The 16,643-nt window shown below is 70.8% G+C and carries 10 protein-coding genes; 4 read left to right on the top strand and 6 right to left on the bottom strand.

Features of this window, described 5'->3' with window-relative positions:
- Positions 1–255: 255 nt before the first annotated feature.
- Positions 256–888, bottom strand: coding sequence for a HupE/UreJ family protein (locus WMF27_RS03845; RefSeq protein ID WP_437761608.1), 633 nt, complete (start codon positions 886–888; stop codon positions 256–258).
- Between the two features lie 16 nt (positions 889–904).
- Positions 905–1,360, bottom strand: a complete 456-nt coding sequence (locus WMF27_RS03840; RefSeq protein WP_437653220.1) for a DUF6640 family protein — start codon at positions 1,358–1,360, stop codon at positions 905–907.
- A gap of 289 nt (positions 1,361–1,649) precedes the next feature.
- Here WMF27_RS03840 and WMF27_RS03835 point away from each other — a divergent pair, with 289 nt between their 5' ends.
- The 3 genes from WMF27_RS03835 to WMF27_RS03825 all read left to right on the top strand — a co-directional run bounded on the left by WMF27_RS03835 (position 1,650) and on the right by WMF27_RS03825 (position 5,101).
- Entirely contained in the window at positions 1,650–2,555 is a 906-nt protein-coding gene (locus WMF27_RS03835) for a LysR substrate-binding domain-containing protein (protein ID WP_437761609.1), read from the top strand.
- 277 nt (positions 2,556–2,832) lie between these two features.
- Positions 2,833–4,116 (top strand): adenosylmethionine--8-amino-7-oxononanoate transaminase, encoded by a 1,284-nt coding sequence (gene bioA / locus WMF27_RS03830; protein WP_437761610.1) that lies wholly within the window; start codon positions 2,833–2,835, stop codon positions 4,114–4,116.
- A 139-nt stretch (positions 4,117–4,255) separates the two neighbouring features.
- Positions 4,256–5,101 carry a GFA family protein gene (locus WMF27_RS03825; protein ID WP_437761611.1) on the top strand — a complete coding sequence of 282 codons (846 nt, stop codon included), beginning with the start codon at positions 4,256–4,258 and terminating at the stop codon, positions 5,099–5,101.
- Between the two features lie 186 nt (positions 5,102–5,287).
- Here the strand turns inward: WMF27_RS03825 and WMF27_RS03820 are convergent, their stop codons facing one another.
- From WMF27_RS03820 to WMF27_RS03805, 4 genes are all read right to left on the bottom strand, one after another.
- Positions 5,288–9,343, bottom strand: a complete 4,056-nt coding sequence (locus tag WMF27_RS03820; RefSeq protein WP_437761612.1) for a serine/threonine-protein kinase — start codon at positions 9,341–9,343, stop codon at positions 5,288–5,290.
- A 387-nt stretch (positions 9,344–9,730) separates the two neighbouring features.
- Positions 9,731–10,156, bottom strand: coding sequence for an STAS/SEC14 domain-containing protein (locus tag WMF27_RS03815; protein WP_437761613.1), 426 nt, complete (start codon positions 10,154–10,156; stop codon positions 9,731–9,733).
- A 10-nt stretch (positions 10,157–10,166) separates the two neighbouring features.
- Positions 10,167–11,003: an acyl-CoA desaturase gene (locus tag WMF27_RS03810; protein WP_437761614.1), complete on the bottom strand. Its 837-nt coding sequence runs from the start codon at positions 11,001–11,003 to the stop codon at positions 10,167–10,169.
- 18 nt (positions 11,004–11,021) lie between these two features.
- Positions 11,022–12,515, bottom strand: coding sequence for a B12-binding domain-containing radical SAM protein (locus WMF27_RS03805; RefSeq protein WP_437761615.1), 1,494 nt, complete (start codon positions 12,513–12,515; stop codon positions 11,022–11,024).
- 532 nt (positions 12,516–13,047) lie between these two features.
- On the opposite strand from WMF27_RS03805, the gene WMF27_RS03800 reads away from it, so the two are divergent.
- On the top strand, positions 13,048–16,485 hold the full coding sequence (locus WMF27_RS03800) for a DNRLRE domain-containing protein (RefSeq protein ID WP_437761616.1): 3,438 nt from the start codon (positions 13,048–13,050) through the stop codon (positions 16,483–16,485).
- The last annotated feature ends 158 nt before the right edge of the window (positions 16,486–16,643 follow it).

Genomic DNA, 16,643 nt, shown 5'->3' with positions numbered 1-16,643 from the left:
AGGCGCGCCGGGGTGCCCCTCGGCCTTCCCCTCGTGTCCTTGGAGGCGGCCTCGGCGTCCCTGAGGAGACGACCCCTGTCCCTGTCATCTGGCGCCGTGTCCCTGGCGCCAATTCCGCAGTCGCCCTCGATGATTTCAAGAGCACCTCCGGGCTCTGCTCCGTCCAGGGAGAGAAGGAGCTCGACGCCTTGCTCGGAGAGACGTCGGCGACGCGGAATAGCGCGCCGTCAATCCGTCGCGGCGAGCCGCTTCCAGTCAGATGCCGGCCCCGCGCACCAGAAGGACCATCCCCGTCCCCATCACGGCGGCGCCGGCATAGCGCAGCCCCCGCGACAGGGACTCTCGACCGGCGGCGAGCTCGCCGAGGACGAGACCGCAGAGATGAAGCACGGTCGTGCTCAGCAGAAAGCCCATGGCATACAGCGCCGGGCTGACCGCATGAGGCATCTCCAGGCCGTGGGCATGTCCGTGAAAGACACCGAACATCGCCACGCATCCGGAGAGCAGGAACGGTGAGGAGCCGCGGGTCGTGGTGACGATGCCGAGGCCGAGCGCCGCGACCGACGCCGCGAGGCAAAGCTCGCCCAGGGGCATGGGCCATTGCGCCATTCCCAGGAGGCCGCCGACCAGCATCGCGGCGACGAACGCTGCGGGGATCCGGAGGAGGTGCTTTCCGCCGAGCTGCGAGCTGACGACACCGACGCTCACCATCGCGAGCAGGTGGTCCGCGCCGAACACCGGATGGAAGAGGCCCTTCAGAAATCCCGCATCGGCGCCGCCCGGGTGCGCCCAGCTCACGGAGGGCCACGAGACGAGCGTGGCGACGAGCAGGGCGCGCGCGCCGGGACATGAAGCCCATCCCATCGTCTTTTGGATCGTGGATTTCATGAGGCGCCTCTCCTCGTCAGGCGTTCGCCACGCGCGCTGCCGTCGATGCAGGATCGCTGTGGAAGAGCTTGTAGGCGAGCGCCGCGAGCAAGAGCTCGGTACCTGCGATGAGCACGTTCGGGTAGAGCGGGACGCCCGCGACGACCGGGAGCGGCACGTCGGGTCCCGCGAGCAGGCTGGTCCCCGGGATGAGCCACGTGATGTAGAAGAAGGGCGTCCAGATGATGACGACGATCCAGGCCGCCACGTTGAACCCGACCTGCGGCTCCATGGACCGCCGCCACATCATCCACAATCCGACGATCGTCACGCCACACAGGATGAGCAGCATGAGGGCGTCATGAAAGCGCGCATGCTCATGCCATGCAGGATTGAACAGGTGGGTTTTATTCCAGTCCACGCCGACAGCGACGATGGCGCCGCTCGCCAGAACGAACGTGAGAACGACTCTTCCCAGGGTACTTCGGTTCATGGTGATAGGCTCCTGACTCTCGCTGGTTGAATAGCCCGCTTCCCTCATCAGCGCGGCCACCTTGCGCTGAAATTCATAGCAGCGGTGGGACGTGGCCGCGGCGCTGGCCGGGACAGTATCGAGAATTGCTGCGCCAGGCTCTCCCGCGGGGCCCGTGTCGTCTCGTCGACGTAGACGAGACGCAGATGAGACGTAGATGAGACATAGCCGCTCATTCACAAAAATAAAAATATATTGATCCAATCGATCGATTGGATCTGCTGATTGATCCATGGTACGGTCAAATGTCGTGGACCTACGACACCTTCGCTATTTCCTGGCCGTCGCCGAGGAACGCCATTTTGGCCGCGCCGCGCAGCGACTGCACATCGTTCAGCCGGCGCTGAGCATGCAGATTCGGGCGCTCGAAAACGAGATCGGCGGCGCGCTGTTCGTGCGGACGAGTCGGCGCGTGGAGCTGACCGAAGCCGGCGCATTGCTGGTCGTCGAGGCGCAGCGGGCGGTCGCGCAGGCGGAGCGGGCCAAGGCGATCGTCCAGCAATCGCTGCGCGGCGACATCGGCAAAGTTCGCATCGGTTACGCGGGCAACGCGATTCTCACTGGCAAGATGACGGACCACCTGCGAGCGTTCCGCAAAGCCCATCCTGCCGCGGAGATCGAGCTGCGCGAGATGCCACCTTCGAGGCAGGCGGAAGCCGTGTTGACCGGCGAGGTTGACGTCGGCTACTGCCCGGCGTTCGCTCTCAAGGTAGATCCGCGGTTGAGCGTCCAACCGATCGGCGCTTGGCCGCTGGTGGTCGCGATGGCAGAGGAGCACGCGCTCGCGGCGCACAGGCGCGTGACGCCGAAGATGCTCGCCGGAGAGCCGCTCATCATGTTCCCATCGGAAGAGGCCGGTGGCGACGAGCTGAAGAGATTGATTCTCGTGCTAGGACGCGAGCCGCGCCGGGTCCACCGCGCCGACACCACCTTGAGCATGCTGTCGTTGGCCGGCGCAGGCCTGGGCGTGGCGCTGGCTCCAAGACCGCTGATTCAGGTGAAGGTTCCCCGCATCGTCTATCGTCCGTTCGTCGCGCCGAAGAACGTCTTCGCCGAGCTGCTCCTGATCGGCCGCGCGGACGAGACCGCCGGCGCTGTACGCGCCTTCGTGAAGCTAGCATCCGGCTGCTCGGATCGGGCCACCTCACGGTCGTAAGCTCCCTTTCGTCGATGTCGTCATGCACGCACAAAATGGATTCGATATCCAGCATATCCCGCGAGCGATGGGCCGCCGCCAATCTACGGCGACGGCGCGCACCTCGCGAGGATGGGGTCTACCGTACGGATACGAATCGTCCGGAGGGGGCCGGGGCCGCGTCCCGCCGGTGGGACGGCGCGGGGCGCGGAGGCGCGGCGACCGCCAGCGCGCCCGGCGGGCCTGGTGGCGATGGGCGTTCTGGGCTAGACGCGTCGCCATGCCATCGGAGAGCGCCATGCCTGGCGGAGACGATCTCGTCGCGCGCGACCGCCGCTGCGTGATGCACCCTTACGCCGCGCCCATCTCGAGCGCGCCGCTCTTCGCGGTCGAGCGCGCGGAGGGCGTTCGCCTCACCCTGACCGACGGCCGCGAGCTCATCGACGGCATGTCGTCCTGGTGGGCCGCCATCCACGGCTACGCGCACCCGGCGCTGACGGCGGCGATCAGCGCCCAGCTCGGGCGGATGAGCCACGTGATGTTCGGGGGGCTCACCCACGCGCCCGCGGTCGAGCTGTGCGAGGCGCTGGTGGCGCTCACGCCCGAGCCGCTGACGCGCGTCTTCCTCGCCGACTCCGGATCCGTGTCGGTCGAGGTGGCCATCAAGCTCGCTCTCCAGTTCTTCATTGCGCAGGGACAGCCCGAGAAGCGCCGCCTGATCAGCGCGCTCGCCGGCTACCATGGCGACACGTTCGGCGCGATGGCGGTCACCGATCCCGTCAATGGCATGCACCACCTCTTCCGCGGCGCGCTCGCGCAGCACCTGTTCGCGGAAGCGCCCGGGCCCGCGTTCGACGCGCCCTGGTCGCCGGACGCCCTGAGCAGCATGGCCGCGCTGCTCGAGCGGCACGCGCACGAGGTGGCCGCCGTGATCCTCGAGCCGATCGCGCAGAACGCCGGCGGGATGCGCTTCTACCACCCGCAGTACCTGCGCGAGCTGCGCGCGCTCTGCGACCGCCACGGCGTGCTGCTCATCTTCGACGAGATCGCGACCAACTTCGGCCGCACCGGGGAGCTGTTCGCGTGCCACCATGCGGGCGTCGCGCCGGACATCATGTGCCTCGGCAAGGCCCTCACCGGCGGCACGATGACCCTGGCCGCCGCGCTCTGCACGGAGCGCGTGGCCGCGACGATCGCCGGCAACGAGCCGCGCGTGTTCATGCACGGCCCGACGTACATGGGCAATCCGCTCGCCTGCAGCGCCGCGCTGGCCAGCATCCGGCTCCTGCTCGGCTCGCCGTGGCGCGCGCGCGTCTCGGCCATCGAGGCGCAGCTCCGCCGCGAGCTCGCCCCTTGCCGCGCGCTCGGCGCGGTGGCCGACGTGCGCGTGCTCGGCGCCATCGGCGTGGTCGAGCTCAAGCAGCCCGTCGACACGGCGCGCGTGCAGCCGGCGTTCGTGGAGCGCGGCGTCTGGTTACGGCCTTTCGGGAAGCTGGTCTATACCATGCCTCCTTACGTCATCGAGCCAGCCGACCTATCGCGTGTCAGCGAGGCGATCGTGGGTGTGCTGTCGGGGGTCTGAGCCGCTGGACGCGCCGTGGGTGAATGGCGCCCTTGAATCGAATCTCGACGCGCGCCTGGACACCCCGCCGTGCTAGCGTGCACGCCCAGGTCATCGCTCCGGCGCACACGGAGCGCGCACGACCACGGGAGATACGAACATGACCAAGGGCGCATGTCTTTGCGGAACGGTCCGCTTCGAGATCGACGGTCCGTTCCAGACCATGCTGAACTGTCACTGCTCGATGTGCCGCAAGTTCAACGGCACGGCGTTCACCACCGCCGTTGTCGCGCCGCTGCCCGGCTTTCGCTGGCTCGCCGGCGAGGACGCCATCCGCCCCTCCTGCGCGAGCGACCGTCGCTCCTTCTGCCGCACCTGCGGCTCGGCCACGCCGATGCTCCTCCCCGAGAGGCAGCTCGCCGTGCTCCATGCCGGCAACCTGGAGGGCGATCTCGGGATCGAGCCGAGCTTCCACCAGTTCGTCGGCTCCAAGGCGCCCTGGTACACGATCACGGATTCCCTGCCGCAGTTCGAGGAATGGCGGCCCGAGATGCAGGCGCCGGTCGTCTCGCGCCCCGTGGTCCCGCCGAAAGAGGGCGTCACCCAGGGGAGCTGCCTGTGCGGCAGCGTGGCCTTCGAGTTCGACGGCACGCCCCTCCGCATGGTGAGCTGCCACTGCAAGCGCTGTCGCCTCGGGCGCAGTTCCGCGCACGCGACCAACGTCTTCGTCGCCCTGGACAGCTTCCGCTGGATCCACGGTGACGCGCAGATCGCGAGTTACAAGGTGCCCGACGCGCGGTTCTTCACCGTCGCGTTCTGCAAGCGCTGCGGCGGCGCGGCCCCGCGCCAGTCACCCGAGCGCGGCTTCGCCGTGGTGCCCGCGGGCACGCTCGACACCGATCCCGGCATCCGCCCCGCGGCCCACATCTTCGTCGACTCCAAGGCGAGCTGGTTCCCGATCACCGACGACCTGCCGCGGTTCGCCGAGTACCCGCCCCAGGCCTGAGGCCGCGATCACGCGATCTGCCACGGCACCGTCACCGTACCGGCTGTCATGGACCGGCCCTGCGCTCGCGGTGCGGTCACGAGGAGAGCAGCGCAAAGCACTGTACCCAGCGCTGAGAGGAACCCCCTCACCGAGGGAAGACACGCGATTTCGCAACCACGCGAGCCGCTGCGCCGATCCGGGGGATCACCGGCCTGCCACGCCCCACACCTCCGCAAGCTCGAGGATGCGGGCATGCTCCGGCACCGCCTCGAGGAAACTGCGGCGCAGGTCGGGAGACTCGATGGCGTCCGCCTCGGCATGCAGCTGATCGCGGGCAGCGACGAGCGCTGCCCGGGCCGCGTCGACGTCACCGCAGGCGTGGAGCGTCTCGGCCCAGGCGAGGCGCACGAGCGCGTCGTCTTCATCGAGACCTCCGAGGCGCTCGACAAGCTCGATCGCCTCGCGTGCCGCGGCAAGCGCTTCCACGGCGCGCCCGGCTCGGAGCAGGGTTTGGGCGAGCGTGGCGTGCGCGATGGCCTGCAGAGCGGGATACGCCTGCGTCTCGCCGATCGCGGTGGTCGCCTGCGCGCACGCCTGTGCAAGATCGCCTAGAGCGAGCAGCGCTTGCGCGAGCAGCACCCTGGCCTGGGCCATCTGCCTGCCATTGGCGAACGCTCGCGCCTCCTCGATGACTGCGGCCGCCAGCATCATGACATCGGCTCTCTGGCCCCGTGCCATGCCGATGTGCCCTAGATAGATGCTGGCCGCGTTCGCCGCATAAGGCAGGTCGAGCTGAGCCGCAACCCTCTTTGCCTCGTGGAGCGTCGATTCTGCCAGTCCGTAAGCGCCAAGTCGCCTTTGCGTCACGCCCAAATTCACGCACATCAGGCACGCGTCCCGCAGCGCGCCGCCGCGCTCGTAGGCCTGAAAAGCAGCCTGGGTGAGGTGCAGCGAGAGCTCGAGTCGACGGGGCTTGAAGCACGCCACAATGCTCCTCGTGGCGTAGATATGCCCCGCTAGGCCGGGCTCCAGATGTTCCGGCTGCACCCCGTCCATGACCCGCTCGAGGCCCTCGGCCGCGGCGTGACGGCCGAGCTCTCGCAACCATATGGCGGCACTGGACCAGGCGAGCACGAGATCCCGGTCGTGCACCGCATCCATGCGGTCTAGCGGCAGCGACGACGCCACCGCCTCGAGCTGCTCCGCGTTCCCGAGCGCCCCGCTCGCCCAGGCGAGCATCGCCAGCGCGGCATACGCCACCCTGCTCCCCGCGGGCGTCAGGCCCACCGCCGCCCGGGCTGCGCGCTCCGCGTCCACGAACGCGCCGCGCCAGTTGTGCGCGGTCGCCGCGAGCGCGTGCAGCCGTCCAGCGGCACCGTCCCCCGGCGCGCAGGCCAGCGCCCGGCCGACCCGAGCGAGCGCGCCTTCGAGGTCGCTCGCCTCCAGCGCCTGCTCCGCCGCCCGCTCGTAGCACCGCGCCGCCGCCTCGATCGCCTCACCCTGCTCAAAGTGCTCTGCCAGCACCAGCGCGTCGCGCTCGCCGACCTCCTCCAGCCACACGCCGGCGAGGCGGTGGCCGAGCCGCCGGTCCACGTCGGTCAGCATGCTGTAGGCCGCCTCGCGCACGAGCCCGTGCCGGAAGGCGAACTCCGCCTCGCCGGCGAACCGTGGCTCGGGCTGCCGCACGATCCACTCACGCCGCTCCAGATCCGCGAGCCGTGCGTCGAGCGCCGCGCTTCCCTCCTGTCGAAGCCCCAGGAGGCGCGCCGCCGCGCCGCGCCAGAACACCTCGCCGAGCACGCTCCCAGCGCGCAGCAGCCGCCGCGCCTCGGCGTCGAGGTCCTGGAGCCGCGCCTGCACCATCGCCAGCACCGTCTCCGGCGCCTCGCGCGCGTCCCGCCCCTCGGCCGAGGCGCGCACGAGCTCCTCCACGAAGAACGGGTTGCCCGCGGCGCGCCGCACGATCTCCGCCACGTGCTCCGCGTCGGAGCGATCGCCCAGGGCGGCCTGCACCATCCGTTCGCAGGCCCGGCGGGGCAGCTCGCCGAGCCCGATCTCCATCGTGCCCCGCCCGGCCCAGAGCGCAGGGAACGTCGCCCGCACCTCCGGCCGTGCCAGGGCGAGCACCATGAGCGGCTGTTCCTCCAGGAGGCGCAGCGCCGCGTCCATGCACTCCACGGTCGGGAGGTCGCCCCAGTGCAGATCCTCCAGCACGAGCAGCACCGGGCGCTCCCGGCACTCGGCGCCGACGAAATCGACCCACGCCCGGCGGAGCTGGTCGCCCATGAGCAGCGGATCGCGCCGGGCCGCGCGCAGTTGCACGCGCCCTTCGCCCGAGAACGGGGCGCCGACCATTTCTCCCAGGAACTCGGTCACCCGCTCCCGGAGCGCCGGGTCCACGTGCCGGGCCACGCGGGCCGCGAGCTGCTCCCGGCGGCGCTCGAGGGGCTCGCCGTCGACCAGGTGAACGGCGCGGCGCACCACCTGCCCGAGGAGGTCGAGGGGCGCCCCCGCGCGCGCGGGATCCGCCTGCGCGATCCATATCTCGGGCGGCTCGGCCCGCGCCCTGAGCCGCCGCACGAGCTCCAGGCGCAGGCGTGACTTGCCCATCCCCGCCACCGCGATCACGAGCCCCGCCCGCGCGCAGGGCTCGCCTGAACACTCGTCGAACAGGTCCTCCAGGGCGCGCAGCTCGCGGTCGCGCCCAACGAACGGGGTGGGCCTGCCGAGCAGCGTGCGCGCCTCATCGAACGGATCACGCTCGCCGACGACCGCTTGCGCCCGGGGCCCATTCGCGATCTCGAAGCCCGGCCCGAGGAGGCTGGCCGTGATCGCGTCGACGAGCACCGGGGCCTGAGCTTCCGATGCGCCGTCGCCCGGCGTCCTGGCGTCGCCGCCGACGAGCAGCGCGGAGGCGCGGTCGATGACCGGGCCGATGGGTTGCCCGACGCCGAGCGCGTCCCAGCCGGTCGCGACCGCCAGCCGGGCGCCGGGCAGGAGCTTCCGCAGCGCGAGGCCGCACCGCACGGCGCGCGCGGCCAGGTCGATCGGCGTCGCCGCGCCTGTGAGGACCGCGGCGACCCCGCCGTCCTGCAGCGGCTCGAGGCGGCCGCCGTGCTCGGCCGCCGCGCGGCGCAGGTCCACCAGGGACGGCCCCGTCCTTGGCGGCGCCGTGACCTTCCCTCGCGCATCGATCGTGGAGGCCTCCGCGCACGGCGCCGTGGCGGCGTCCGCATGCGGCGCCGTCGCGGCCTCGCCGCGCGGCCCCGTGGTGGAGGAGGCCTCGCTGCCCATCCGCGTGGCCTCCTTGGCCCGCAGCACGGTGTGCGTGGCCGGGAGGAAAGGCACGCCCACCCTGGCCAGGATCACGCTGACGAGCCCCCGCTCGCGGCGCGTCAGCGCCGGCGCAGACAGCTCCTCGGCCGCATGCTTTGCCGAGCGCGCAGCGAGCGCGCTGGCCGCCGCGGCCGCGTCCTCGGGCCGGCCTTCGCGGTCCTTCGCCATGAGCCGCACCGTGAGCAGGTCGACGGCCTCGGGCACCTCGCCCCGCAGCGCGCTCGGCCTCGGCGCGTCCTCGAAGAGCACCTTCACGAACACCGCGAACGCGTGCTCGCCCCAGTAAGGCGGCTGGCCGGTGAGGCACTCGAACAGGATGCACCCGAGCGCGTACACGTCCGCGCGTGCGTCGATGTCCAGCTCGCCGCGGATCTGCTCCGGGGCCATGTAGGCGGGCGTTCCAATGGGCACGCCCGGCTCGGTCAGCCCGCCGGTCGCTGCCGCGTCGCGCGCAATCCCGAAATCGAGGAGCTTGACCCGATCCAGCTGACCGCCCTGCAGGAACAGGTTTGCCGGCTTGAGATCGCGGTGGATCACGCCGCGGCCGTGCACGAGCGACAGCGCCTCGGCCACGCGCTGGACCAGGGTGAGCCCCTCCTCGACGCCGAGCGGCCCGCGGGCGAGCCGCGACGCGAGGTCCTCGCCCTCGAGCCACTCCATGGCGAGGTAGTGCTGTCCCTGGTCAGAGACCCCCTGGGCGACGAGGCGTGCGATCGCCGGATGCCGGAGCTCAGCCAGGAGCCGCGCCTCCCGCTGAAACCGCGCGACGAGCTGCGCGTCCGAGCTTCTCAGGAGCTTGAGCGCGACCGGCTCACCATCCTGCCGATCGCGCGCGCGATAGACGTCGCCCATGCCTCCGGTGCCGGCGACGCGCTCGAGCTCGAACCGACCGGCAAGGATCTTCGGCGACTCCCCCCTGTGCATACCCTGATGATACCGCCCCAGTCGTCCGGTACGCGTGATGAGAATCGAAGGCACCTGGCGATTACGACACGACACATTCCTGGAAGGACAGAATGTGCTGCTCGGACGGGGCATGTGAAGAAGCCAGGGTCACTGTACGTGTCGTCGCAGGGAACGGCCGGGCTCTGGTCGGAAGGACGGATGTCGTCCTGGGCCACGAAGTACAGATGATAGGGAGCGCTCCCAGGAGCGCAGCTGGGTCCAAGGCGAGCTGGTTCCCGATCACGGACGACCTGCCGCGGTTCGCCGAGTACCCGCCCCAGGCCTGACGACAGCATCACGCGATCTGCCACGGCACCGTCACCGAACGGGCTGCCCTGGAGCGCGCCCGTGCGCACGCGCGGTCACTCAGGTACCCGGGCGCCGCACGGCCCGCAACGCGTCTCGCCGAGCGAGCAGCCACGCGCGCGCCTCGCCCTCCGTGTCGAAGAACTGCTGCGGGTAGTGCCGTCCCGTGAGCATCTGCACGCCCTTCGCGAGGAGGGTCATGACGACGCGCAGGGAATAGCTCGCTCCGATGATCGCGACAGCATCGATGCGCGCTGCCCGCACTTCTTCCGTCACCACCTTGCGCGCCGCCGCCGAGAGGGGACCCGTGTGGCGCGTGTCGGCGAGCACCAGGACGTCGCAGCCGCTCTCCGCCACGCGCCGGACCGCGCCGAGGACAGCGCGCGCTCGGTCTTCCGTGACCTCGCCGTGGATCGCCACCCGCAGGATGCCGTCGGGCTCGTCACGAACGTCGGGGCTCGCGTCGTTGAGGCCGAGATCGCTCATGCCGACCATGCTAGCGCCCCGACGGCGCGGCGGGGTGCGTACTCTCACGGCCCGCCGGACTCGGCTGGATGTCCGAAGCGAGCCCGACCGCCGCGAGCGCGCGGATGAACAGGAAGGCGAGGTCGTGCTGCCCGGGCGCCATCGCTTGCCGGGCGGCGCGCGGGAAGGCGTGGTGGTTGTTGTGCCAGCCCTCGCCGAAGGTCAGGACCGCCACCCAGCCCACGTTGCGGCTCCCGTCGCGGGTATCGAACGCGCGGCTGCCGAAGCGGGCCGCGTGGCAGACGGAGTTCACCAGGTAGGTCGCGTGCATCCAGCACACGAACGGCAGGAAGAACACGAAGGGCACCGCGGCCCAGCCGAGGGCGAGCCCCGCGAGCAGCAACGCCGCGATCTGCGGGGCGAAGCGCCAGCGGAGCAGCCACCGGTAGTAGGGATCGCCGACCAGATCGCGGCAGTATTTCTCCGGATCGCGGGGATCGGTGGAGGCATCGTCGAGGATCCACCCGAGATGGGCGTACCAGAGGCCGCGGCGCGGCGAGTGGACGTCGCCTTCGCGATCGGTGTGGGCGTGGTGCCGCCGGTGGGTCGCCACCCACGCGATGGGGCTGCCCTGGCCGCTGATCATCGCCACCGACACGAGCGCGTATTCGACCCATTTCGGGCAGCGGAACGCGCGGTGCGAGAGCAGCCGGTGCAGGCCGACCACGGTGGAGAGCTGGAGCGACGCGTACAGCGCCGCGGCGAGGGCGATGAAGCTCGCCCGGATCGGCAGGAACAGCCCGAGGACGGCGGCGGCGTGCACCAGGGCGAAGTAGGCGATCGCGACGAGGCGTGTGCGGCCCTTCATGGTGGATCTCCCGTGGCCTCACGCGGCCGCGCTGGAGCGGCCCGCCCGGCGGGGCCGGATCCGCGCGAGGCCGCGCGGATCGGCTCTGCAGGACGACGCCTCGATGCGCTGCGGCTCGAGGCCGAGCTCCCGCATCTTCTCCGTGTCCCAGGCCTCGATCGGATCGCGCCCCGCGATATAGCTGCGTGATCGGTTGGCGAGCGGCGCGCGCAGGCTCATCACCTCGGGCGCCGACATGACGACGCACGCCTTGTAACGGGGCAGATCGCTCGTCATCAGCCGATTCCACACGTGGCGGCCCACGTTGTGGAGGCTCCCCAGCGCGCGGCTCAGGCGCTGGAAATGGTCGATCACCTCCGAGGGGTGCAGCCGTGGCGGGCGGTGGCAGAGGGTGTATCCATCGAGGTCCCGGCTGATCACCCCGGGAAGGAGCCGGCCCTCGGCCGCCACCTGCGCGAAGAAGGGCGTCTCCGGGTACGGACAGACGATGCCCAGGAAGGTGGGGCAGTGATCGCCGAGATCATGCAGGTACTCGGGCACCCGCTCGAGGTAGTCGCTGGTGTCCCCGTCCGCGCCCACGAGCAGCCCGAAGGAGAGGACGATGCCGCTCGCGAACGCCCGCTGGATGACCTCCCGGACCTCGCTCAGCTTGTTCTGGCCCTTGTTCATCGAGCTGATCGACTCGGGGTTCAGCGACTCGAGCCCGGTGTAGACGTAGCGGCACCCTGCCCGCCCCATGAGGCGGACGAGCTCCGGGTCGCGCAGCACGTTGAACGTGAGCGCGCAGCCCCAGATCTTCTTGAGGGGCATCAGCGCCTCGCAGAGCTCGCGCAGGTAGCGGGGCGAGCCCCCCAGGTTGTTGTCGAGGAAGCTGAACACGTTGTTGGTCACCCCGGGAATGCGCTGGTTGAAGATCATCCGGTCGCGGATGTCCCGGATCACGTGGTCGATGGGGCGATAGCGATACTGTTCGTGCCCGGTCAGAACGCAGAAGTTGCAGGAGAAGGGGCAGCCGCGCGACGCCTCGATGCCCGGCAGTCGGACGAGGTTGTTCCGGTAATCGACAAGGTCATAGCGGTAGGTGGGGATCTGCTCCGGAGGCACCGGCGGGAGCGCATAGACGGGCTGGAGCTCGCCCCGCTGGAAGTCGGCGATGAGGGCCGGGAGGTTGGCCTCCGGGTCCTCCGCGACCACGGCGTCGAAATACTGCAGCGCGTCCGCGCGGAAATGGCTCGCGTGCCGCCCGCCGGCCACGGTGGTCATGCCTTGCCGCCGGAACAGCGTGGAGAGGACCTTGGTGTGCTCGTAATAGGCGTGCAGGTACGAGAAGAACACCAGGTCCCAGTGGCGATCGAGCGGGATGTCCGTTTCCTTCTCGTTGTAGAGCTCGATCTCGGCGTCGGGCGGGCACAGGGCCGCGAGCAGCTCGGGCACGGACGATTGCATGATCGAGCGCTCCTTGCGGAGCAGACGGCTCGGGTGCGTATAGGTCGAGATGATCGCGATGCGCATTCAGGACACTCCTGTTCAGTTCAGGACGTATCACACCCTCGCGGCAAGCAGGACGGAGACAGACGAGGGGGCGCGCTGGAGCACAACGAATGCGCCATGGGGTGGGCAGGGGTCAGCTCAGGGAGCACTCCACGCGACACGAGGACACAGGAGCCACCTCGGCCGGGTCGACGGCGCTACCCCCGCCGTCCCAACCTCGGCGAACGCGACGGCGAACCGCGCGAGGACGTGTCGTCTCTGTTGCGATTCCCCGACAAACTTATCCTCGAATCGAAACATCTCCTCGCGCAGCATCCCGGGCTCCGGGGGTCGGCCAGACTGGCCAGTTGCGATTTCATGGAGACGTGACATTCACAATGCGCGTTCCGGCGTAGCGTGAAAGGGGCCGCTGCTGTCTGCTTCGGCCATTCCTTGCAATCGTCATCGAAGGCCAACAGGTGTCATCGTGCTAAAGTCATCCTTGTTCCCGCGCGCCCTCTCGCGCGCGGGGTATTCTCTCCTTCGGCGTGACCGCGTTCGATGGACGGCGGCCATGGCGCTCGCGACCGTCTGGGGCTGCGGCGGCTCGCCGGAGCCCGCTGAGCTCGGGACCGCCGAGCTCGCCGCCTCCCTCCCGAGCGGGCGCGTGGTCATCAGCCAGGTGTACGGCGGCGGGGGCAACGCGGGGGCCGTCTACACGCACGACTTCGTCGAGCTGTTCAATCGGTCGAACAGCCCGGTGTCGCTCGCGGGGTGGTCCATCCAGTACGCGAGCGCCAGCGGCACGGGCGCCCTCGGGGCCACGACGGCGCAGCTCACGGAGCTGCCCGCGATCACCCTGCAGCCCGGCCAGTACTTCCTCGTGCAGGAGGCCGGGGGCTCGGGCAGCGGCGCGCCGCTCCCCGCGGCCGACCTCGTCGATGCGACCCCCATCAACATGAGCGGCACGGCCGGCAAGGTCGTCCTCGTCCGGCAGGCCACGGGCCTCGGCTGCAACGGCGGCACCGCGCCCTGCTCGGCGGCCCAGGAAGCGCTGATCGAGGATCTGGTCGGCTTCGGCGGGGCGAGCTACTTCGAGGGCGCCGCGCCGGCGCCGGCGACCGCCAACGCGACGGCGTCGCTCCGGCAGGGCGCTGGCTGCCAGGACACGGGCAGCAACATCGACGACCTCTCGACCGGGACCCCTACCCCCCGCAACACCTCGACCGCCGCGCTCGAATGCGGCGGCGACACCCCGCCGGTGGTGACCTCGACGGCGCCCAGAGACGGCGCGACGGGCGCCGACCCGACCGCGCGCCTGAGCGTGACGTTCAGCGAGGCGGTGGCCGTCGCGGAGGCCTTCGAGCTCTCCTGCGAGGGCGGCGCGCGCCCGATCGCGGTCAGCGGCGGCCCCCTCGCCTTCACGCTCACGCCGGCCGAGCCGCTCCCCCCGAGCGCCGCGTGCCTCCTCGTCGTGCGGGCGAGCGGCGTGCAGGAGCAGGACCCGGGGAGCAACGGGACGATCGACCCCCTGCCCGCCGACGTGTCGGTCTCGTTCACCACGGCGCAGGCGGCGCAGGCGCTCGCGATCCACGACATCCAGGGGCGCGCGCACCTGTCGCCCCATTCGGGCGCGGTCGTGAAGACGACAGGCCTCGTGGCGACCCTGCGCAGCAACGGCTTCACCGTGGAGTCGCCGGCGCCGGACGGCGATCCGGCCACCTCCGAGGGGCTGCTCGTCTTCACCAGCGCCGCGCCGTCGGTGAGGGTCGGCGACCTTGTCGAGCTCACCGGCGAGGTCACGGAGTACCGCGCCGGCTGCGCGGACCCGTGCACGCCCTCCCGCGGCAGCGCGTACCACAACCTGACGGTCACCGAGCTCGCCCGCCCGCAGATCGCCGTCCTCTCGAGCGGCCATGCGCTGCCGGCCCCTGTCTCGATCGGCTTCGCGCCCGGCGCGCGCCGCCCCCCGACGCAGATCATCGAGGACGACGCCGGCGGCAGCGTCGAGGCCGCGAACGGCTTCGACCCCGAGGCCGACGGCATCGATTTCTGGGAGAGCCTCGAGGGCATGCGGGTGAGCGTCAACGCCCCGGCCGTCGTGGGCCCCACCCGCGAGTTCCCGAGCTCCGGGACCGCGGAGATCGCGCTGGTCCCGGGCGACCGCGACGCGGCCACGGGCGACGCGGCCGGCCTGCGCAGCGCGCGCGGGGCCGTCGTCATCAGCCCCGGCGACTTCAACCCGGAGCGGATCCTGCTCCAGGTCCCGCTGCGCGCCTCGGCGCCCGCGCTGGATGTCGGCGCCACGTTCGCCGGGCCCATCGTGGGCACGGTCGACTACAACTTCGCCAACTACAAGCTCCTGCCGGTCGACGAGGCGCTCCCCGCGGCGACCTCGACGCTCTCGCGCGAGGTCACGTCGCTCGGACCGCGGACCGCCGACGACCTCGACGTGGCCGCGTTCAACGTCGAGAACCTCGATCCGGGCGACCCGCAGGACAAGTTCGATCGCCTCGCGCGGATCCTCGTCGAGAACCTCGGCAGCCCCGACCTCGTCGCGCTCGAAGAGGTCCAGGACAACAGCGGCCCGACCAACAATGGAGTGGTGGACGCCTCGACCACGTTCGCGCGGCTCATCGCCGCGATCGCGGCCGTGCCGGGCGGGCCCAGCACCTATCAATTCCGCAGCATCGATCCGACCGACGGCACGGACGGCGGGGAGCCCGGCGGCAACATCCGCGTGGGCTTCCTGTTCCGGACCGACCGCGGGCTCGAGTTCGTCGATCGCCCGGGCGCCGGCGCCCTGACGCCGAACGAGGTGCTCGGCGGCGCGGGCGGCGTGTCGCTGCGCTACAGCCCCGGCCGCATCGACCCGGGCAATCCGGCCTTCGCCAGCAGCCGCAAGCCGCTGGCAGGCGAGCTCCGCTGGAACGGTCAGCCGCTGTTCGTGGTGGCCAACCACTGGAACTCCAAGGGCGGCGACGCGCCGCTCTACGGGCGCTTCCAGCCCCCGACCCTCTCGAGCGAGGCCCAGCGGCGGCAGCAGGCCACCGTGGTGGCCGGCTTCGTGCGGCAGATCCTCGACAGCGATCCTTCCGCCAACGTCGTGGTCCTGGGCGACCTGAACGACTTCCAGTTCTCGGCGCCGCTCGGGATCCTCAAGGACGCCGGGCTGACGACGCTCATCGAGACGCTCCCGCCGGAGGAGCGCTACACGTACGTGTTCGACGGCAATGGCCAGTCGCTCGACCACGTGCTGGTCAGCGCCAACCTGGCCGGGCCGAAGCTCGTGGGATTCGACGTCGTCCATGTCAATGCGGAGTTCGCCGACCAGGCCAGCGACCACGACCCCGGCGTCGCGCGCTTCCGCGTCGCGCCCGCGCCGGACATGGATGGCGACGGCGTCCCCGACGCGAGCGACAACTGCCCGGCCGAGCCCAACGCCGCTCAAGGCGACTCGGACGGCGACGGCCTCGGCAACGCCTGCGACCTCGAGTGCGTCAGCGTGCGGCGCGGCGCGTTCGGCGCCGTGCAGGACTCCTTCGTCGAGGGCCCCACGACGGGCTGGGCGTACGGCGCGTATCCCTACCTCATCACCAGCGCGAGCGCGGTCCAGCCGGCGACGGCGGTCCTCGCCTACGATCTGTCGTTCATCCCGGCAGGCTCCAGCGTGATCTCGGCGACGCTATCGCTGTCCTATGCCTGGAAGCCCGCGGGCAGCGTCGTGACCGTGCACCGCGTGAGCGGCGCCTGGGAGGAATCGACGCTCCATGGGGGCGGGTTCAGCGGAACCAGCCCGGCCGTCGAGGCCTCCCTCACCACGCTGGCGCAGACCGACGCGTTCGTCACCGCCGATCTGACGTCCCTCGTGCAGGGCTGGGTCGACGGCGCGCAGCCGAACCACGGTGTCGCGCTGGTCGACGCGAACAACAGGACGGACTTCCGCGCGAGCGAGTATCCCGACATCGCGCGCAGGCCCAAGCTCGACGTCTGCTATCACGCGGCCGAGTGATCCGCCGGATCGACAGCGCGCGCCGCGATCGACGCCTGCGCGCCCACCGCCGGCGCGACGCGCGCGCACACGGCCGGGTCCGGCGGATCGCAGCCGGGCGATCCGGCGAAGGCGGCGCGCGCGGGACATTCCCACGCTGAATCAGAGCGCTTCAGGCT

The organism is Sorangium sp. So ce281, from assembly GCF_051527395.1.
In the GTDB taxonomy this organism is placed as follows: Bacteria; Myxococcota_A; Polyangia; order Polyangiales; family Polyangiaceae; genus Sorangium; species Sorangium cellulosum_B.
The sequence above is the reverse complement of the archived record's forward strand: the minus strand, read 5'-3'. Positions and strand labels throughout refer to the sequence as shown.

Coding starts and splice junctions, on each gene's coding strand:
- WMF27_RS03845 (WP_437761608.1), bottom strand. CDS start 888: ATGAAATCCACGATCCAAAAGACGATGGGATGGGCTTCATGTCCCGGC.
- WMF27_RS03840 (WP_437653220.1), bottom strand. CDS start 1,360: ATGAACCGAAGTACCCTGGGAAGAGTCGTTCTCACGTTCGTTCTGGCG.
- bioA (WP_437761610.1), top strand. CDS start 2,833: ATGCCTGGCGGAGACGATCTCGTCGCGCGCGACCGCCGCTGCGTGATG.
- WMF27_RS03825 (WP_437761611.1), top strand. CDS start 4,256: ATGACCAAGGGCGCATGTCTTTGCGGAACGGTCCGCTTCGAGATCGAC.
- WMF27_RS03820 (WP_437761612.1), bottom strand. CDS start 9,343: ATGCACAGGGGGGAGTCGCCGAAGATCCTTGCCGGTCGGTTCGAGCTC.
- WMF27_RS03815 (WP_437761613.1), bottom strand. CDS start 10,156: ATGAGCGATCTCGGCCTCAACGACGCGAGCCCCGACGTTCGTGACGAG.
- WMF27_RS03810 (WP_437761614.1), bottom strand. CDS start 11,003: ATGAAGGGCCGCACACGCCTCGTCGCGATCGCCTACTTCGCCCTGGTG.
- WMF27_RS03805 (WP_437761615.1), bottom strand. CDS start 12,515: ATGCGCATCGCGATCATCTCGACCTATACGCACCCGAGCCGTCTGCTC.
- WMF27_RS03800 (WP_437761616.1), top strand. CDS start 13,048: ATGGCGCTCGCGACCGTCTGGGGCTGCGGCGGCTCGCCGGAGCCCGCT.